General features: G+C 61.9%; 16 protein-coding genes. 5 read left to right on the plus strand and 11 right to left on the minus strand.

Annotated elements, in window-relative coordinates; all coding sequences use genetic code 11:
- The first annotated feature begins 7 nt into the window (after positions 1-7).
- On the plus strand, positions 8-1,249 hold the full coding sequence (gene mgtE, locus JSO19_RS03550; protein ID WP_270909780.1) for a magnesium transporter: 1,242 nt from the start codon (positions 8-10) through the stop codon (positions 1,247-1,249).
- 66 nt (positions 1,250-1,315) lie between these two features.
- Here the strand turns inward: mgtE and JSO19_RS03555 are convergent, their stop codons facing one another.
- From JSO19_RS03555 to JSO19_RS03590, 8 genes are all read right to left on the minus strand, one after another.
- Entirely contained in the window at positions 1,316-2,950 is a 1,635-nt protein-coding gene (locus JSO19_RS03555) for an amidohydrolase (RefSeq protein WP_270909782.1), read from the minus strand.
- Entirely contained in the window at positions 2,947-4,362 is a 1,416-nt protein-coding gene (locus JSO19_RS03560) for a purine-cytosine permease family protein (protein WP_270909783.1), read from the minus strand. Before JSO19_RS03560 ends, JSO19_RS03555 begins: the two co-directional genes overlap by 4 nt.
- A 119-nt stretch (positions 4,363-4,481) precedes the next feature.
- Entirely contained in the window at positions 4,482-5,882 is a 1,401-nt protein-coding gene (locus tag JSO19_RS03565) for a purine-cytosine permease family protein (protein ID WP_270909785.1), read from the minus strand.
- Between the two features lie 170 nt (positions 5,883-6,052).
- Entirely contained in the window at positions 6,053-7,492 is a 1,440-nt protein-coding gene (locus JSO19_RS03570; RefSeq protein ID WP_217135476.1) for an aspartate aminotransferase family protein, read from the minus strand.
- Between the two features lie 34 nt (positions 7,493-7,526).
- Positions 7,527-9,017: an aldehyde dehydrogenase family protein gene (locus tag JSO19_RS03575; protein WP_270909788.1), complete on the minus strand. Its 1,491-nt coding sequence runs from the start codon at positions 9,015-9,017 to the stop codon at positions 7,527-7,529.
- Between the two features lie 2 nt (positions 9,018-9,019).
- Entirely contained in the window at positions 9,020-10,192 is a 1,173-nt protein-coding gene (locus JSO19_RS03580) for a M20 family metallopeptidase (RefSeq protein ID WP_270909789.1), read from the minus strand.
- Complete coding sequence (locus tag JSO19_RS03585) at positions 10,185-10,865, minus strand: DUF1028 domain-containing protein (protein WP_270909790.1); 681 nt, start codon at positions 10,863-10,865, stop codon at positions 10,185-10,187. The genes JSO19_RS03580 and JSO19_RS03585 overlap by 8 nt, the downstream gene beginning before the upstream one ends.
- A 4-nt stretch (positions 10,866-10,869) precedes the next feature.
- Complete coding sequence (locus JSO19_RS03590) at positions 10,870-11,286, minus strand: RidA family protein (protein WP_217135490.1); 417 nt, start codon at positions 11,284-11,286, stop codon at positions 10,870-10,872.
- 119 nt (positions 11,287-11,405) lie between these two features.
- Here JSO19_RS03590 and JSO19_RS03595 point away from each other — a divergent pair, with 119 nt between their 5' ends.
- From JSO19_RS03595 to JSO19_RS03610, 4 genes are all read left to right on the plus strand, one after another.
- Entirely contained in the window at positions 11,406-12,335 is a 930-nt protein-coding gene (locus tag JSO19_RS03595; RefSeq protein WP_270909791.1) for a LysR substrate-binding domain-containing protein, read from the plus strand.
- Positions 12,336-12,542: 207 nt separating this feature from the next.
- Positions 12,543-13,826 (plus strand): flavin-containing monooxygenase, encoded by a 1,284-nt coding sequence (locus JSO19_RS03600; protein ID WP_270909792.1) that lies wholly within the window; start codon positions 12,543-12,545, stop codon positions 13,824-13,826.
- A gap of 101 nt (positions 13,827-13,927) precedes the next feature.
- Entirely contained in the window at positions 13,928-14,749 is an 822-nt protein-coding gene (locus JSO19_RS03605) for a formate/nitrite transporter family protein (protein WP_270909793.1), read from the plus strand.
- A 314-nt stretch (positions 14,750-15,063) separates the two neighbouring features.
- Positions 15,064-16,140 carry a hypothetical protein gene (locus JSO19_RS03610; RefSeq protein WP_270909794.1) on the plus strand — a complete coding sequence of 359 codons (1,077 nt, stop codon included), beginning with the start codon at positions 15,064-15,066 and terminating at the stop codon, positions 16,138-16,140.
- A 43-nt stretch (positions 16,141-16,183) separates the two neighbouring features.
- On the opposite strand, the gene ehuA is transcribed toward JSO19_RS03610, so the two are convergent.
- The 3 genes from ehuA to ehuC all read right to left on the minus strand — a co-directional run bounded on the left by ehuA (position 16,184) and on the right by ehuC (position 18,439).
- On the minus strand, positions 16,184-16,966 hold the full coding sequence (gene ehuA, locus JSO19_RS03615) for an ectoine/hydroxyectoine ABC transporter ATP-binding protein EhuA (RefSeq protein WP_442915704.1): 783 nt from the start codon (positions 16,964-16,966) through the stop codon (positions 16,184-16,186).
- A 61-nt stretch (positions 16,967-17,027) separates the two neighbouring features.
- Complete coding sequence (gene ehuD, locus JSO19_RS03620) at positions 17,028-17,684, minus strand: ectoine/hydroxyectoine ABC transporter permease subunit EhuD (RefSeq protein WP_270909795.1); 657 nt, start codon at positions 17,682-17,684, stop codon at positions 17,028-17,030.
- Positions 17,684-18,439 (minus strand): ectoine/hydroxyectoine ABC transporter permease subunit EhuC, encoded by a 756-nt coding sequence (ehuC, locus tag JSO19_RS03625; protein ID WP_270909797.1) that lies wholly within the window; start codon positions 18,437-18,439, stop codon positions 17,684-17,686. Before ehuC ends, ehuD begins: the two co-directional genes overlap by 1 nt.
- Positions 18,440-18,448 lie beyond the last annotated feature (9 nt).

The following is an 18,448-nucleotide window of genomic DNA, read 5'->3' on the forward strand; positions in this document are numbered from 1 at the left end:
GAAGATCATGTCGAAAAACATCTTTCATTCAAGCACGCGCAAAAACAACACGAAGCCCGTGAACCTCGCACCGATGACGGCCGTTGATGCCGCGCTCGCGCTCGAACGGTTGCCCATAGCCGAGGCCGCTACGGCCGTCGGCAAGCTCGAACACTCTCGCGCCGCCGAGGTGCTCGACCTCTCGCAGCCCGACCTGGCCGTCGCAATTCTGCGTGAGCTTCCCGCCGCTCCGACAATCATCGCGCAGCTCTCACCCGACTCGCGCGAGCAGTTCGAGCAGCTCATGCAGTGGCCCGTTGAGAGTGCCGCTTCGCGCATGACCCCGCGCTTTCTCACGGTCGAGGCCACGTCGAGCGTTGGCGACGCGATGCACCGTCTGCGCGACTTCCTCGAGCAGGCAGAAACCATCGCCTACGTCTACGTCACCAAACAGGGCAACTTTCACGGCGTCGTCAGCTTTCGTGACCTCGCGCTCGCCGAGAGCGAGATGACCGTCGCTGAGCTCACGAACACCGACTTCGTCTCGGTTGACCCCTACGCCGACCAGGAAGAGGCGGCCCAGCTGCTGAGCAGCTACCGCTTAGTCGCGATTCCCGTGGTCGAGAACGGCACCGTCATCGGCATCATCACGGTCGACGACGTGGCCGACATCATCGAAGAAGAGGGCACCGAAGACGCCGAAAAGCAGGGCGCCTCAACCCCGCTCGGGGTTCCCTACCTCAAGGCGACCCCGTGGATGCTCTGGCGCAAGCGCATCCTGTGGATCCTGGTGCTGTTCGTCGCCGAGTCGTACACGGGCACGGTGCTGCGCGCATTCGAAGACCAGCTCGAGTCGGTCATCGCGCTCGCGTTCTTCATTCCACTGCTCATCGGCACTGGCGGTAACACGGGCACACAGATCACGACGACACTCGTGCGTGCCATGGCGGTCGGCGAGGTGACGATGAAAGATATCTGGCGCGTCCTGCGCAAAGAGATCTCCACCGGCGTGCTCATCGGCGCGTGCATGGCTGCGGCCGGCATCATTCGCGCGAGCATCCTGGGCGTCGGCTTCGAGATCTCGCTCGTGGTCGCCCTCACGGTAGCCGCGATTGTCATCTGGAGCTCGATCGTCGCGTCGATCTTGCCCATGGTGCTGCAGAAGTTCAAGAAGGACCCAGCCGTCATCTCGGGCCCCTTCATCACGACGCTCGTTGATGGAACCGGCCTCATTATCTACTTCGAGATCGCGAAGCTCATCCTCTTCTAGTCATTGCTCAGTGGGGTTGTCTGGCAAGCCGCCGGGCAACCCCACTGAACGCATTCACGGGTGACGTTACTCAGCCAGATACACCGTTTGGCCGCCGAGAATCGTCTCGGTGACGCGCAACTCATCGAACGAGTGCGCGCCGTCAATCGCCCCGCTCAGCACGACGAGGTCGGCCAGCTTGCCCGGCTCCAGACTTCCGATCATCGCCGCATTGCCAGAAATCTCAGCACTGCCAAGCGTGTATGCCCGAAGAGCGGTTGCCACGTCGAGGCGCTGTTCGGGTTGCGCCGCGACGCGTGACTCAGGGTTCAGCGCGTGCTTATCGGCGAGAGGAGCAGTTCGTTGTGTTGCGGTGTGCAACCCCCACAGGGGGTCAGGGCTCGTCACCGGCCAGTCACTGCCCATCGCCAGATGGGCCCCGGCGCGGTGCAAAGAACCGAACGGAAAGTGCCAACCAAAACGCTCTTCACCAATGAGGGGCAGCTTTCGTTCGAGTATTTCTTGATCGTTTCGGGCCCAGAGCGGCTGCAAGTTTGCCGTCACGCCGAGATCTGCAAACCGTGCAATGTCTTGCTCGTCAACGACATCGAGGTGAGCGATCTGGTGCGCCTGCCCCGAGCCATTGCGCTCCCTCGCATAGGCAACCGCATCGAGGCACTCCCTCACTGCTCTATCACCCACGCCGTGAAAGTGAACGCTGAGCCCTGCCGCGTCGAGCGCTGCCGTGATCTCGTGCAGCACCCGCGGTTCGATGACGGAGTCGCCGCGTTGTTCGGGGTTCACTCCCGTGTACGGAGCAATCAGGGCCGCCGTACAGTTCTCGCAGATCCCGTCTTGCATGATCTTGACGCTATTCACCGCCATGCCTGCCTCGCGCAGTTCGCGAACGCGGGCAATCATCTCGGGCACGAAGCTCACTCCAGCTTCGATCGGCCACCACACCGAGCCGGTGACGCGAGCGCGCAATGAACCGTCGCTGACGGTTTCAAGGTACGCCGGGATGCAATCGGGCAGTGTGAGGTATTCACCAAGAATTGCATCGTGCCAGGCGGTTACCCCGAGCGAGAACAGACGTTCCTGGGCGGCGAGGAGCGCCGAGCGCAACGACGCTTGATCGGGTTCGGGGAGCAGCCTTGTAACCAGCTCACCCGCGGTGTCGATGAGCATGCCCGTTGCGTGGCCCGACTCGTCACGAACGATGCGCCCGGCAGCCGGGTCTCGGGTCTCATCGTCGATTCCCGCCCTCGTGAGCGCAGCGGTATTCACCCAGATGCCGTGAGCATCGTGACTCGTGAACACCGCGGGGCGTTCGCCAAGAATGTCGTCAAGGAGCTCGCGATGAGGAAACCCGCCGGCAAACACGTCGCCGAACCATCCAGACCCCGTGACCCACTCATCATCATGACTCGCGGCGTATTCCTCGATGAGTCGGCGGTACCCCTCGAGGGAGTGCTCTGCGTCAAGATCGCAGCCCGTGAGCGCGATACCGCCCGACTGCGCATGGATATGCGCATCGTGAAAGCCAGGAAGAAGCGCGGCACCACCCGCGTCGGTCACCAGGGTCGACGCGCCACGGTACTCGAGTACCTCTTCGTTGGTGCCGACCGCGAGGATCGTTTGATCAGCCCAAGCAACAGCGATCGCTGCGCTCGGCTCAGGCAGCCACAACTGCGCATTCGTCACAATGCGATCTGCGATCATACAAGCGCTCCTTCTTCTCGCTGCGTACTGCCGAGCTTGGCGCGCTTCCACACCCCGTACACGAGGGCCGGCACAGCGAAGCCGAGCAGCCAAGCAATATCGACAAACCCAAGCGGTTCAGCCATCGGGCCCGTGTACATCGTGCTCACCATAAACGGTATCTGCACGATGATGCCAATGAGGTAGCTCACCAGCCCGACCACGTCCCATCTGCCGTATCGACCGCCGTTTCGTTCAAACATGTCGCCGACCGAATATTCCCCTTTGCGAAGCACAAAGTAGTCGATGAGGTTGATCGCTGACCATGGAATGAGCACGTAGAGCAGCATCGAAACGAAGTCGCCGAAGATGACGAGGAAGTTATCTTTGCCAATGATGGCGCCGAACATCGCGAGCAACGCATAGGCAACTGACATGAGCACCCGGGCGCGGGTATTGATACGAATTTCCTCTGAGATCGTTTCAAATACCGTGAGCGAGCACATGACGCCCGAGTAAATGTTTGATGAGTTCATGACCGCCGAGGCAACACCGAAGGCAAAAAGAACCAGTGGCCCGAACCCGCCGAGAAGCCCGCCGAGCGCCGCCATGATGTCGCCATCAGTGGCGTGAAGCCCCACGATGGCTCCGAGTACCATCACGAGCACCGTTCCGAGAACAAGCCCTAGGTAGGTTGCCCAGAACGCCTCTTTCGCTCCCCCGTCTGCCGGCATGTACCGCGAATAATCTGAAACGTACGGGGCGTAGGCGAGCTGCCAGGTGACGCCGACGGCGACCATGCCAAAGAACCCGGCGGTGTTGTACCCGAGCTCAGGAGTCGCAGCAAACGTTGCCGGGTTGCTCAGCGTAATAACGATGCTCACCACGACGATAATGCCGATGATCACCGAGAAAACCGCCATCATTTTGCGCACGAGGTCGTAACCAAAGATCGCTACGACGAGGGCGATGAGCGCGCAAACGATAATGCCGACGTTGATATTGTCGCTGTCGAAGATCGCAGCAAAGCTCTGCGACGCAACAACGAGGTTTGAGGCAAAGAAGCCGAGAAACATCACGAGCGCGATGAGCGCGAGCAAGCTGCCCCCGAAGTACCCGAATTGGCCGCGCGCCTGCAGCATCTGCGGAATACCGAGGGTTGGCCCCTGCGAAGCGTGCAGCGCGGCGCCAAGGCCTCCGATGAGGTTACCGATCGCGATCGCGACGAGGGTCCAGCCGAAGCTCAACCCAAAGACGGTTGGCCCAAGCGCACCGGTCACAACGGTCAGCGGCAACATGTTGATGCCGAGCCACACGAAGAAGAGCCCCCGCGTGGTTCCGTGCCGTTCAGTCACTGGGATGGGACGAATATGTCGGCGCTCAAACGTGACGATCTTTGTCGTCGATTCGGTGAGCCGTGGTCGTTGTTGCATCGTACTGACTTTCTCTTCGTTGAGTAGAGCCTTGGGTTGTGCAGATCTTGGCGCGAGACCGAGAAGCTATCGAGAGGCGGCGGGGCCGGGCCACGAGGGCCCGCCCCGCCCATTGGGTGTTACGCGCTGACGCGTGTTGTGCTGCGTGATGTAGAGCGCACCAGCACGAGAAACACCACAGCGGTGACGGCAAAGCCCACAAGCCAGGCGATGTCGATGCCGTTGAGCGGCCCAGCCATTGGGCCGGTGTAGAGATCGGTGATCATGAAGGGCACCTGGGCCGCGAGGCCGATGAAGTAGCTCAGGAGACCGACTCGGTTCCACTTACCGTAACGGCCACCGTCGCGGGCGAAGAGATCGGCGATCACGTAGTCGCCCTTCTTCACGATGAAGTAATCAACGAGGTTGATCGCTGACCACGGGATGAGTACGTAGAGCAGCAGCGAGAGGAAGTTGTCGAAGGTCGTCATGAAGTCGCCCTGGCCGAAGAGCGCGATGCCCATGCCGATGAGTCCAACGACGAGGGTCGTCATCACTCGGGTGCGGGTCGTGATCACGATGTTCTTGAAGCTTGACTGCATGACCGTGAGGGCGTTCATGACGGCCGAGTACAGCTCGACGCCGTTGATGAGCGCCGAGGTAATCGCGAAGATGAGCAGCACGAGAACACCGAAGCCGCCAAGGTGATCAGAGAGCGCAGCAAGTGGGTTGTCGGGGCTCGCGGCGCCGAGCAGCACGCCGAGCGACATCACGAAGACTGAGCTGCCAACAAGGCCGAGGTAGGTGCTCCAGAACGCTGACTTCGGGCCAGTGTCTTTGGGCAGGTACCGCGTGTAGTCAGAGACGTAGGGCGCGTATGCGAGCTGCCACACCACGCCAATCGCGAGCATCGCGAAGAAGCCCTCGAAGTTAAACGCGGCCTCGGCGCGCTGCGAGGTGACGGCAGGATTCATGGCGAGCATGATCATCGAAATGGCAACGGTCACGCCGATCAAGATCGAGATCCACGTCATGGTCTTGCGAAGCAGGTCGTAGCCGAAGATACACAGGAGAATGCCGACGGCGGCGAACACGATAATCGCGAGGGTGCCGTTGACGCCGGGAAAGACGAGCTCGATCGCGTCTTTCGCGACGATAAGAATGCCGGCGAAGAAGCCGAGGAACATAATGAGCGCGATGATCGCGAAGAGGCTACCGCCCAAGTATCCGAACTGGGCGCGTGCCTGCAGCATCTGCGGAATGCCGAGGTGCGGCCCCTGCGATGCGTGGAGCGCGGCACCGAATGCGCCAATGACGTTGCCGATGAGAATGGCGGCGATGCTCCAGAAGATCGGCAGACCGTATGCGCCGCTCGCGATCGCGCCGGTGACCACGGCGAGTGGCATCATGTTGAGGCTCACCCAGATGGAGAGGTTCGAACGGTTCGTACCATTCCGCTCGGTCTCGGGAATCGGCATGATGTGTTGCTGCTCAAACTGCACAAAGGTCTTTGTTACGACCGGGGGTTCTTTGGGCGACATGGTCACTCCTTCGGCTCCGTTGCCTGTTACGTGGCGGGCCCCAGGAAGGAGCAACCACAATCTATTTACAAGATAAGAATGAGATAAAAAATCGATAGAAGCGATACAAGAGGAGATGGGTCGGTAGCGCCCGTGAATCGTCACGGGCGCTACCTGCGAAGACGCGGTGGTTAGAGGCTCGCGTTCTTCTTTGCGATACCGAAGGCGCTGTCGAGCAGGCTGACCAGCTCATCAATATCGGCCTTCGTCATCACGAGCGGGGGCGAAACCTGCACGAGCGGGTTGCCCTCGGCGTCAATGGCGACGCGGCACAGCAGGCCGACCTCGCCAAGCGCGGGGTTCAGGTACTTGCCAACGAACTCGTCTGCCGGCAGGTTGGGTGCATCCCACGCCTTCTTCTCGTGGTTCGTGACGAGTTCGAAGGTGCGGTGAAAGCCGTCGCCGCGGAAGTCGCCGACGATGTCCTGGTGGCGATCTCGCACGCCGGCGAGCTGCTGCTCGAGGTACGGGGTGAGTTCGGCGACGTTCTCGACGACGCCCTCTCGCTCCATGATCTCAAGGTTCTTGAGCGCTGCGGCGCACGCCACAGGGTGCCCGCCGTAGGTGAGTGCGTGGTTGAACATGCCGAGTGGGCCGTCAAGCACGGTCTCGATGACGCGGTCACTCGCGATGACGCCGCCGAGGGGCATGTACGCCGAAGCAATGCCCTTGGCAAACGTGATCATGTCAGGCTGGAACCCGTAGTGGGTCGAGCCGAACCACGAGCCGAGGCGACCGAAGCCGGTGATGACCTCGTCGGCGATGAGCAGGATGCCGTACTTGTCGCACAGCGCGCGAACGCCCTGGAAGTACTCGGGTGTCGGTGGCTTCAGGCTACCGCCCGCGTTCTGCAGTGGCTCCATGATGATCGCGGCAACGGTGTCGGCGCCCTCTTGCACGATGAGCGACTCGAGCTCCTGCAAGAGGAACTGCGTGAACTGCTCAGCCGTTTCACCCTCTGGGCGGCGGTAGCGCTTCGTGTTGTGGGTGTGACGCACGCCGTTCATGAGGGGCTCGAACATCTTGCGCACGTCGGTCATGCCGTTCAGCGACATCGCGCCAAAGCTCGTGCCGTGGTAAGCCACGCGGCGGCCGAGGAACTTGTAGCGGGTACCCTCACCACGGGTGATGTGGTACTGACGAGCGAGCTTGATTGCCGACTCGTTTGACTCGCCACCTCCCGATGCAAAGAACACGCGGTTGAGGTCGCCAGGCGCGAGGTCGGCGAGCTTCTTCGCGAGCTTTGCCGCGGGTGGGTGAGCAACGCTCCAGGTGGTCTGGTACGGCAGGGCCGCGAGCTGCTCTCGCACCGCGTCGCCAACCTCGGCGCCGTGGGTGTAGCCGAGCTGCACGCAGAAGAGTCCTGCGAGCCCGTCAAAGAAGCGTCGGCCTTCGGCATCGAAAACCGAACAGTGCTCGCCTCGTACGAAGACCGGAAGATCGTCTTCGCGGTATTTACTCGCGGGCGTGAAGTTCATCACGAGGTGACGCTTGGCCATCTGCGAGAGGTCTTCGCCACCGGCCTCGGCCTGCTGTGGCACGACAACTGTTTCAGCGACTTGCTGTGTCATGGTCGTTCCTTTCCTATTGACTGAGCACCGGGGCCTAGCCCCACTGCATCCAGGTTGTTTTGTAGTCTGTGTAGTTTTCGAGAGCGTGAATCGAGAGGTCACGGCCAAAGCCCGACTGCTTGAACCCGCCGAAGGGTGTTGTGAACCCGAGCGCGTCAACGGTGTTCACCGAGACGGTGCCAGCGACGAGCAGCTGCGAGACGCGGTGCGCCCTTGCCAGGCTGCCGGTCCATACCGAGGCCGCGAGGCCGTACGGGGTTTCGTTGGCCCGCGTGATCGCCTCTTCTTCGGTGTCGAAGGGCGTCACGACCGCGACGGGGCCGAAGATCTCGCGGGTGTGCACCTCGTGATCGATCGGAACGTCGGTGACGATCGTCGGCTCAATGAAGGCCTGCGAACCGTTTATCTCGGGCCGGTTACCGCCCGCAACAATCGTGCCGTCACGGCGCGCGTTCTCGATCGTCGCCCACACGCTATCGGCGTGCGATTGCGACACGAGCGAGCCGATTCCGCTGGCAGGATCAAGCGGATCGCCCGGCGTGTATGCCTTCGACGCCTCAACGTAGAGCCGCATGAACTCGTCATACACCGGGCGCTCAACAAAGATGCGAGAGTTCGCCGAGCAAATTTCGCCCTGGTTATAGAAGCTGCCGAACGCAGCCTTTGCCGCCGCGGCCTGCAAGTCGTCGGTGTCGGCAAAGATGATGTTCGAGCTCTTGCCACCAGCTTCAAGCGCGAGACGCTTCATGTTCGACTGCCCAGCGTACTGCTGCAGCTGCTTTGCGACCTCGGTCGATCCGGTGAAAGCGAGCATGTCAACGTCTTCGTGCAAGGCGAGCGCCTTACCAACCTGCGATCCGCGCCCTGGCACCACGTTAATGACGCCCGCAGGAATGCCAGCCTCGGCCGCGAGCTCTGCGAGTCGCAGCGTCGAGTGCGAAGCCTCGATGGGCGGCTTGATGACCACCGAGTTGCCGGCGGCGATGGCCGGCGCGATCTTCCAGGTTGCGATTTCGAGCGGGTAGTTCCACGCAACGATGACGGCAACGACCCCGAGAGGTTCGCGGGTCACGAGCGCGGTCGATCCCGGCGCGGTGACGGGAATACGGTCTTCGAGCTTCTCGATCGCCTCACCATAAAAACGGTAGAGCGCAGCCGAACCCGGCGCATCGATCGTCGACGACTCGCGCACGGGCTTGCCCATGTCGATCGTGTCGTAGAGCGCGAGCTCGTCGGCGTGCGCCTCAAGCACCTCGGCGAAGGCGAGCAGGCGCTCGCGACGGTAGCCGGCGCCAGCGCGCGACCACACCCCCGACTCGTAGGTAGCACGCGCCGAGGCAACCGCCGCATCGACGTCGGCTTCGTTGCCCGCGTGCAACTGCGAGACCACCTGGTTCGTCGCCGGGTTCTTTTTCTCGACGGTTGCGCCAGAGAGGGCATCGACGCGTTCACCGTGGATCACGGGGCGACCATCGAACACCAGTGCTTCGGCCTTCGCCCGCCACTCATCAAACGTGTGACTCATTCTCAGTTCTCCTCGGTCAGTTCTGCTTTGGTCGGTGTCATGCGCCGCTTTGCGACGTCAAACGCTGTCCACGCGAGGGCCGTTGCCCCATCGCGCAGGGTCTGCTCGGCGATCTCGCCCACGCACGCTTCGGCAAACGCCGGCTGGTGGTTGCTCGCTGTCGACCCGACCCCAATATAAGGGTGAATGGCGTTCACGAGCTGCGAGACATTACCCATGTCGGTCGAGGCGCGGTTCATGGTCGCCTGTGCCGGGCTCACGTCAAAATTTCGGCCGAGCGCGAGCGCGTTGGTCTTGTAATGCGCAAGCGCCTCGGTGTCGGTGCGCATCTCGGCGTAACGCTTACTCTCGGGCGTGATCGTGAGCTTCGCACCGGTCGCAACCGCCCCGGCTTCGAAGCAGGCCTCGACCCTACGCTCGAGATCAAGGAGCTCTTCGGTGGTCGTGGCACGCACGTACCAACGACCCTCGGTGCGCTCGGGAATCGCGTTCGGCGCTTCGCCACCACGCGTCTGTACCCCGTGCACCCGCACGGTCGACGGGAGCTGCTGACGCAGGAGCGCCATGGCAAGTTGCGCCACAAGGAAGGCGTCATTCGCGTTGACGCCCCGCTCGGGATAGGCCGCGGCGTGCGCTGCGTGACCCTCATACTGAACGTGCCAGTGAGTGACCGCGAAGGGCTCAGCCTCGGCCACGTCGACGGGAGCAGGGTGCGCCATGAGCGCAAAGTCGAGTTCAGTAAAAGCACCACGCTCAAGCAGCTCGATCTTGCCACCGCCACCCTCTTCAGCGGGAGTGCCAACGACGGTCACGGTGATGCCCTGCTCTTCGGCAACCTCAGAGAGCGCAATCGCGCCACCGGCCGACATGGTCGCAATGAGGTTGTGCCCGCATGCGTGGCCAAGACCAGGGAGCGCATCGTACTCGGCGAGAAAGCCAACGGTAAACCGCGACTGCGACGGCGTGAAGACGGCACGAAAGGCCGTCTCAAGCCCAAGGTAGGGCTGCTCGACCACAAACCCGTGCGCGCGAAGCAGGTCGGCGACCGCCCGAGAAGAGCGATGCTCCTGCCACCCGAGCTCTGGGTCTGCGTGCAGCTGATTCGAGAGCGCGATGAGCTCGTCGTCGATCGCTCGTTGCCGATCGGCGATGCGCGCCTTCACGTCGTTACTCATCGCCCGGAACCCCGTACGAGGGGGCGACGTGGGGGTTGATGCCGCGGTTAATGTAGTCGTCGCGCTCGATCATCCAGCGGTCGAGAAGGGTCTCAAGCTCTGCGATCGGATCTCCATCAGCCCAGTCGACCCGCAGGTCGGTGACCCGCCAGCCAGCATCGGTCACAACCGAGAGCCCGGCCGAGTGCAGGGGGCCTTCTTCGCCGCCCGCTGCAACGGCAGCCTTGAGGCCCGCCATGAGCCGGCGTTCGAGGGGCCCTTCTGCTGCAAGCGCTGCGTCGACGAGGGCATCGAGCACCCCGAGGTTCGCAAGCATGTTGCCACCAGCGACGCCGTTCTCGCGGGTCGCCTCACCAAAAGTTCCGAGGGCTCGGTCGCCGGTAAACACTGCCGCCTTGCCCGAGGTATCAAGCACGAGCAGCTGACGGTACCCGATGGTCTCGGGGTCGGCACCGCGCACGACCGCTTCGAGGGCTGCCTGTGCGCCTGATCCGCTGCGAAGCTGCTCGATGAGCTGAAAACCGAGCCTCGGGTCGGTCACGTTTTGCGAGTTTGCGCCGCCAACTCCGGGAGCAAGGTTGATGCACCGAGCAGCAACGGCAGGCGATGATGAACTGATCGCCGCACCGAAGTCGCCGGTCTCAGCGTCGCGCAGAATGAGTGAGAGTGTCATGGTGCTATGCCTCGCTCAGAACGGCGGTGGCGTCAATTTCGACGAGCCACTCGGGGCGAGCAAGCGCCTGCACGACGATTCCGGTCGAGACCGGGTACACGCCCTTGAGCCACTTGCCCACGGTGCGGTACACGTCTTCGCGGTAGCGGGGGTCGATGATGTAGATCGTGACCTTGACGATGTCTTCGAGCTTGCTGCCGGCTTCTTCGAGCAGCATCTGAATGTTTTTCATGGCCTGCTCGGTCTGGGCGGTGACATCGCCAATACCAACTGACTCACGCGTCTCAAGATCTTGACCGATCTGACCGCGCAGGTAGACCACACCGCCGGCGACGACGGCCTGGCAGAGGTCGTTGTCGAGATTCTGTTCGGGGTACGTCTCTTTGGTATTGAATTTTCTCAGTCGCACATGAGTCGTCATCACGGTTCTCCTCGTTGAGCAGCACTAATGGATACTGGAACTATTCTCGGCCCTTCGATAGCATCTGTAAAATAGTTAAAAGTTAGCTATCAAATCTATTTAGGTGATTAAAGATGTCGATGAAGCGTTTTCCCATTACCCTCACCCAGCTGACCTATTTTTCTGAGTGCGCCCGCACCCTCAACATGACCGAGGCCAGCCAGCGCATGCTCGTCGCCCAGTCGGCTGTGTCGACCGCCATCACCCAGCTCGAGCAGGCGCTCGGTACCACGCTCTTCATCAGGCAGCACTCGAAGGGGCTCATTCTCACCCCGCAGGGCCACCAGCTCGTCGCCGACACCCAGGAGCTCTTCACGATGCTCTCGAACACCATCGAGGGGCTTCACGAGGGCCAGCAGGCAGTGCAGGGCAGCATTACGATCGCCTGCTTCAACACCCTCGCGCCGTTTCTCGTGCCGCAACTGCTCTCACGGCTCAACTCAGAGTACCCAGAGCTCGAGGTCGAGGTGCTCGAGGGAAACGATGCGACCATTCTCGAGGCCCTCAGGTACGGGCGCGCAGAACTCGGCGTTCACTACGCTTTCGCCCAGGAAGAAGGGCTGCTGCGTGAAACAATCATCGACGTCGCACCCCACGTCATCGTCGACACGAAGCACCGCTTCGCGGGCCGCGGCAGCATCGCACTCAAAGACCTCGCCGATGACCCGTACATCATGCTCAACCTCCCCTCGAGCTCCCAATACTTCCTCTCGGTACTCAAAGAGTCTGGGGTTGAGCCGCGCATCGCGCACCGGAGCTCGAGCTACGAAACCGTGCGCTCGATGGTTGCCCTCGGCCTCGGCTACTCGATTCTCAACCTGCGCCCAAACATCAAGCGCACGTATACGGGCGAAAAGGTGATTCCCCTTGAAATCGAAGGGGCGGTGCCAAGCCTCGAGATCGTGGTGAGCACCCTCACGAAGGTGCAGCGCTCGCAACGTGCGGTCGCGGTGACCAAGATGATCCGCCGCATTCTGCTCGAAGCTGACCCCCAGGAAACGCTTCACTAAACATTCTTTTCGATCTAGCAAACCAACTGCATCTCTTTTATTGATAGACGCGAGCGAAAACGACTATTTGCTTCGCGGCCCGCAAGGGCTTTTGCTTGAAGGAACGGGCTCTGGCCACCCACGCATCGTTCTTGGTGCGGGCAAAAGCCGTGAGCGCCGGTATTCAAGCCGCCTATCGGGCCATATTTTCAAAGTTGAGGAGATCGCATGTCGATTCAGGAGGTCGAAGTCGTCGTCGTTGGCGCCGGGCAAGCCGGTGTAGCCATGAGCGAGCATTTAACCGACCGCGGCATCACGCACGTCGTGCTCGAGAAGAGCCGCATTGCCGAGCGGTGGCGTTCAGAGCGTTGGGATTCCCTCGTCGCAAACGGGCCAGCATGGCACGACCGGTTTCCGAACCAGGAGTTCGCCGGCGTACACCCCGACGCGTTTCCAGACAAAGAAACCGTCGCCGACTACTTCGAGCAGTACGCTGCACGGTTCAACGCCCCCATCAAGTGCGGCGTCGAGGTGCGTCAGGTCACGAAGCGCGAGGGCAAGCCAGGCTTCGAGGTGCAGACGTCAGAGGGCACCTATGCGGCGCTTCACGTTGTCGCGGCAACCGGCCCTTTTCAGGTAGCCCGGTACCCACGCATCATTCCCGCCGACAGCGGCCTGCACCAGTTGCACTCGTCGTCATACCGCAACCCAAGCCAGCTGCCAGAGGGCAACGTGCTCGTGGTTGGGGCCGGTTCATCGGGCGTACAGATCGCCGACGAGATTCAGAAGTCGGGGCGCCAGGTGTACCTATCGGTGGGCGACCATGACCGCCCACCGCGCCAGTACCGCGGCCGGGACTTCGTGTGGTGGCTCGGCGTGCTCGGCAAGTGGGAGGCAAACACGCCCCCGCAGGGAGCCGACCACGTCACCATCGCGGTGAGCGGTGCCGACGGCGGCCACACGGTTGATTTTCGTGAACTGGCGGCGGGCGGCATCACCCTCGTTGGCCGAACGAAAGGCTACGAGAACGGCAACATCACGTTCGAGCCAGGTCTCGCCGAGAGCATTGCGCGAGGCGACGACAACTACCTGACGACGCTCCGCGAGGCCGATGAATACGTACTGCGCAACGGCCTCGACCTGCCCGAAGAGCCCGAGGCACACGTGCTCGGTGAGCTCCCCGAGTGCGTGACAAGCCCCCTCAGTGAGATCGATCTCGCCGAGGCCGGAATCACGACCGTGCTCTGGTCGACGGGATTTGGTGTCGACTACTCGTGGCTGCAGGTCGACGCCTTCGACGACAGCGGGTACCCCGATCACCAGCGTGGCATCTCGAAAGAGACCGGCATCTACTTCCTGGGGCTGCCCTGGCTCTCCCGCCGCGGCTCGAACTTCATCTGGGGCGTGTGGCACGATGCGCGCTACGTCGCCGACCAGATCATGATTCAGCTCGGATACGGCAAATACCGTTCAGAGGCGCCTGAACTGAGCCTCGCGCACAGCGTCGCCTAGTAAACCAGGCCAGGCAATACCCGCAGAGTGTGGTTCGCGATATTCTCGCGAACCACACTCTCGTGTTTTCACGTCACCGATTCATACCCAAAGGCGGCAGTATGCTCTCGATTCCCGAGGCCCTCGACACCCAGGCCAAGGCAGCCCTCACGAAGGCCCGCGACCTCAAACGCCCAGGCGCCTTCACCGTCTCAGGTCTGCTCGGCGGCGCTTACGTTGGTGTTGGTGTCATTCTCATGGTGAGTACGGCCGGGCCGTTGCTCGCCGCCGGCGACCCACTCACCAAACTCGTCAGCGGCCTCGTCTTTGGTGTCGCTCTCACCCTCGTGGTGTTTGCCGGCGCCGAGCTCGTCACCTCAACCATGATGACCGCGGTTCAGGGTTTCGCGGCCAAGAGCATCGGCGGCCGCACCGCCGTACGCCTCATCGCCACCACCTTTGCCCTAAACTTCGTGGGCGCCGCACTCTTCGCGGCCCTCATCGTCGCATCCGGGGTGCTCGAAACGAACGCCGCCGCGGGAGCTATGGTGCACGAGTTGCTGCTCTCGAAGTCGCTGCTCACCCCGCTCGAACTGGTCATTCGCGGCACCCTGTGCAACGTCCTGGTGTGCCTCGCGGTGTGGATGGGCGTGCGCATCGTCGCCCCGGGCCCGCGCATCGCCGTCATTCTGCTGGCCATGCTCGCCTTCGTCAGCGCAGGCTTCGAGCACGTCGTGGCCAACATGACCACCTACTGGATCGGCGTCTTGCTGCGAGACCCCGCCGCAAGCGCGCCGCTCTTTGCCGAAAACATGCTCTTCGTGGGTCTTGGAAACCTCGTGGGTGGCGGGCTTCTCGTCGGCATCGTGTACTGGGTTCTCGCCGGGCGACCCCGGGGAGAGGCCGCAGAACAGCCCCTCGACACCGATGCGGTTCGCCCCTAATCGCCCATTTCGGGCGCAAAACCAACTTGTCACACTGTCGACAAAAGACGCCGTGCTTTTCACGCTACTCGTGAGCGATGCGCATAACGTTGCGCCAGGCCGCTTGAATTCGCCGCTCCATCACGCATAGGCTACGCACGTTGCATAGGGTGCAACACTTTCTGCTCGGGCTCCCCCATTTGCCCGGGAACCCACTGGGCCGTGGCCCCGCATATCGTTGCGGGTTGTCTGCCCCGTGCACGGAGCAGCCCGAGAGGTTACAGAGCGATGAGCGCTCACGGGGGTTCCACGCACTCAGGGGAAAGGGTCCATTCATGCGTGTCTTCACACCACTGCTCGCGACGGTCACCGCCGCACTACTCGGCTTCGCAGGGAGTCTCAGCATGGTCGCGCCAGCGGCTGCGGTAACCGAAGAGTTTCGGCCGGGTGCCGAGTCACCGACGGGCGGTTTTGCCTCAGCCTGGAAAGTTTCATCACCCTCTGATCACATGGCACAGCCCTTCACCCAGACTGAAACGGGCAACCTGGCAACGGTGCGCATCAAGCTGAACAACATCGAAACCGGCGCCGACTTCACTTCGATGAATATTCACGAATTTGACGACGCGACCGGCCCCGCAGCAGAGCCATTGGCAGGCGGATCATCGTCGGCAATAACCCTCGAAGAGCCAGATGGCTCAGGACAGCTTTGGGCCAAGGTCTCGTTTGCCGACCGCCCGCTGCTCACCAAAGGCTCGCGCTATGCCCTCGTCATCGACCCGGTGACGAAGAGTGGGGAAAATGCCTCATTCGTCATGAACATTGACTGGGAGAACTCTGATCACGACTTCAAACCTTGGGTTCGTAACGGTGCAGACGGCTGGCAAGGCTACTCCACCGGGTACCTGGTTTTCACCTCTCAGCTTGTCACCCGATTCGTGGCCCCGACCGAGCCAGCGCTCAAGCGCGCCAGCGCATGCGGCGTCGAAGCGAGGGTCAGCCTTCCCAATGACGAGGGTGTCATCTACAGCGAAACCCGCGACGGTGACGTCATCACCGTGACCGCCGCCGCAGCCGAGGGCTACTTCCTCGAGGCTGGAGCGACCACCGAGTGGCAGTTCACGGTCACCGCCGAGACCTGCCCAGAGCCCAAAGACCCCTCGGTAACGACTCCCGAAGACCCTCAGGAGCCGGTGGACCCTGCTGAACCAGCCGATCCTTCTGAGCCCACTGAGCAGCCCTCAGAGCCGACCGCGTCAAAGCCGACAACCGACGCCAAGACGCCCAGCACCCCCGAAAGCCTTGCATCAACCGGCGGCAACCCCGGCATGATCGGGCTCGCAGCGGTAGCCGCGATCACGCTCGGTGCCGCCCTCGTCGTACTGCGCAGAGCCCGCTCGGCACGCGCGTAGCGCGCGATCCGCAACCAATATGTCGCGATCACCTCGCGGCCCCTTAGAGCACCGCCGAGAGAAACTCTCTCGTGCGGTGCTCTTTTGGATTATTGAAGAGGGTTTCAGGATCGCCCTCTTCAACGATGCTGCCGTTATCGAACATCAGCACGCGGTTTGAAACCTCGCGTGCAAACTGGATCTCGTGCGTCACGATGAGCATGGTGACATCGGTGTCGCGCGCGATATCAGTGAGAATACCGAGCACCTCGCCCACGACCTCGGGGTCGAGCGCACTCGTGACCTCATCGAGCAACAGAATCTCTGGGTCCATCGCGAGCGCTCGCGCAATCGCGACGCGCTGCTGCTGCCCGCCCGAAAGTTGCGAGGGGTGCGCATCGGCTTTGTCGGGCAAACCGACCTTCTCAAGCAGCTCGTAGGCGTGTGCTTTAGCCTTCGCCTTCGGCACCCCGAGCACGTGCACGGGCGCCTCGATAATGTTCTCGAGCACGGTCATGTTCGGGAACAGGTTGAACTGCTGAAACACCATCCCGATGCGCTTTCGCATCTCGTTCTTGTGCTTCTCTTTGAGCTCGACGCGCTTGCCGTTCACCTCGCGGTGGGTGAGTGGCTTGCCGTCGATGTAAATGTACCCACCGTTTGCCTCTTCGAGCGTCATGACGAGCCGCAGAATGGTCGTCTTACCCGAGCCCGAGGGGCCGATGAGCGTGACCCGGTCGCCCTTGCGCACTGAGAAGTCGAGCCCCTTGAGCACGACGTGGTCGCCAAAGCGCTTCTCGACGCCATCGAAGTGGATCGCGGGCGTCTCGCCGTTGGCAATCGTAATTGCCCCGGTGTGGGTTGCCGGCGAGTGCTCGAACTGCACCTCGACCGGCTCTTCTGAAGGGTTAGGCGTTATTGACAAGTCGTTTCTCCATTCGCCCGATCACGAGTGAGGTCGGGTAGCTAGCAAGTAAGAAGATCACGCCGGCGATCGTGATCGCTTCGATGTAGCGAAAGTGCTGGCCGCCGAACAGTTGTGCGGCGCGCACAAGCTCGGTGACGGTGATCGCCATGAGAAAGGGGGTGTCTTTAAACATCGCGATCACGTAGTTGCCCAGCGAGGGCAGCGTGCTTCTGATGGCCTGCGGAATGATGACGGCCCACCAGGTGCGGCCGCGTGACATGCTGAGTGCCGTGCTCGCCTCCCACTGCCCCGCGGGAACCGCTTCGATGCCCGCGCGATAGCTCTCGGCCATGTAGGTGGCGTAGTGCACCCCAAACACGATCACGCCGAGAGTGAGCGGTGAGACGCTCGAAAAGGCGTAATAGACGAACAGCAACTGCACAACGATCGGGGTCATACGTATGAAATTCACGACAAAACCGAGCGCGAGCGCGATGGGGCGAGGCGCGCTTCGCCTCGTGACAGCGATCACGAGACCGAGCAGCGCAGCAATCACACTGCCGAGCACCGTGACGAGAAGGGTCACCTTCACAAAGGCGCCGAGCAAGATGGGTAGCGCTTCGAGCGCGTAGTCCCAGTTCCAGAGTGCGTCTTGCATTACTTCGTCACCCCCTGACCGTTGCTGGGGCGAATAGCATCTTGTGCGGCGGTTACCTTCGAGGTCGAGCCGCGAAGCATTTCGCCGAATGATTTACCGCGGCCAAGCTTCTGCTTAGCGCGCGCCTCGAGCATAATCATGACGAGGCTGAACGCCCACGCCAGAGCGAAGTAGAGCAGCAGGCCAACCGTGTAGGCGAAGAAGACGTTCGTGTCGATGCGCAGCTTGTTGAGCGAAGCCGTGAGGTCAAACATCGTGATGAAGCTCACAATCGCCGTACCTTTGAGCAGCAGCACGAGCAGGTTACTGAGCGAAGGCAACATGATGGCCCACGCCTGCGGAAAAATCACGCGACGCATGCGACCAAAGCGCGACATACTGAGCGCCGTCGTGGCCTCCCATTGACCGCTCGGAACCGCGTTGATCGACCCACGAACGACCTCTGCTCCGTAGGCCCCATAGTTCAGCCCCAGGCCTAAGATACCGACAAAAATCGGCGTAAGTTCGTAGCCGAACAGCGGCAACACAAAGAAGAGAAAGAAGAGCTGCACGACAAGCGAGGTGCCACGAAAGAATTCGATGACCACACGAGCAATACCACGTACGAGGCCGTGTTGCGACAGGGCCATAAGCCCCAGCACAACAGAGATGATGAGCGCGAGAAGGGCGCCGCCGAGCGTGAGGGTGACGGTGATACCGAGCCCCTCCATGATGCGCGGCCACGCCCTTCCGAGCGCTTCAAGGTTTTCAACCACGGGTTGTTT

This window comes from Leucobacter sp. UCMA 4100 (assembly GCF_027853335.1).
Lineage (GTDB): Bacteria > Actinomycetota > Actinomycetes > Actinomycetales > Microbacteriaceae > Leucobacter_A.

Excerpts from the sequence above, each read along its gene's own strand:
- JSO19_RS03560 (WP_270909783.1), bottom strand. The coding sequence starts at position 4,362 with ATGCAACAACGACCACGGCTCACCGAATCGACGACAAAGATCGTCACG.
- JSO19_RS03595 (WP_270909791.1), top strand. The coding sequence starts at position 11,406 with ATGAAGCGTTTTCCCATTACCCTCACCCAGCTGACCTATTTTTCTGAG.
- JSO19_RS03590 (WP_217135490.1), bottom strand. The coding sequence starts at position 11,286 with ATGACGACTCATGTGCGACTGAGAAAATTCAATACCAAAGAGACGTAC.
- mgtE (WP_270909780.1), top strand. The coding sequence starts at position 8 with ATGTCGAAAAACATCTTTCATTCAAGCACGCGCAAAAACAACACGAAG.
- JSO19_RS03585 (WP_270909790.1), bottom strand. The coding sequence starts at position 10,865 with ATGACACTCTCACTCATTCTGCGCGACGCTGAGACCGGCGACTTCGGT.
- JSO19_RS03580 (WP_270909789.1), bottom strand. The coding sequence starts at position 10,192 with ATGAGTAACGACGTGAAGGCGCGCATCGCCGATCGGCAACGAGCGATC.
- ehuD (WP_270909795.1), bottom strand. The coding sequence starts at position 17,684 with ATGCAAGACGCACTCTGGAACTGGGACTACGCGCTCGAAGCGCTACCC.
- JSO19_RS03565 (WP_270909785.1), bottom strand. The coding sequence starts at position 5,882 with ATGTCGCCCAAAGAACCCCCGGTCGTAACAAAGACCTTTGTGCAGTTT.
- JSO19_RS03570 (WP_217135476.1), bottom strand. The coding sequence starts at position 7,492 with ATGACACAGCAAGTCGCTGAAACAGTTGTCGTGCCACAGCAGGCCGAG.
- JSO19_RS03575 (WP_270909788.1), bottom strand. The coding sequence starts at position 9,017 with ATGAGTCACACGTTTGATGAGTGGCGGGCGAAGGCCGAAGCACTGGTG.
- JSO19_RS03605 (WP_270909793.1), top strand. The coding sequence starts at position 13,928 with ATGCTCTCGATTCCCGAGGCCCTCGACACCCAGGCCAAGGCAGCCCTC.
- JSO19_RS03555 (WP_270909782.1), bottom strand. The coding sequence starts at position 2,950 with ATGATCGCAGATCGCATTGTGACGAATGCGCAGTTGTGGCTGCCTGAG.
- JSO19_RS03600 (WP_270909792.1), top strand. The coding sequence starts at position 12,543 with ATGTCGATTCAGGAGGTCGAAGTCGTCGTCGTTGGCGCCGGGCAAGCC.
- JSO19_RS03610 (WP_270909794.1), top strand. The coding sequence starts at position 15,064 with ATGCGTGTCTTCACACCACTGCTCGCGACGGTCACCGCCGCACTACTC.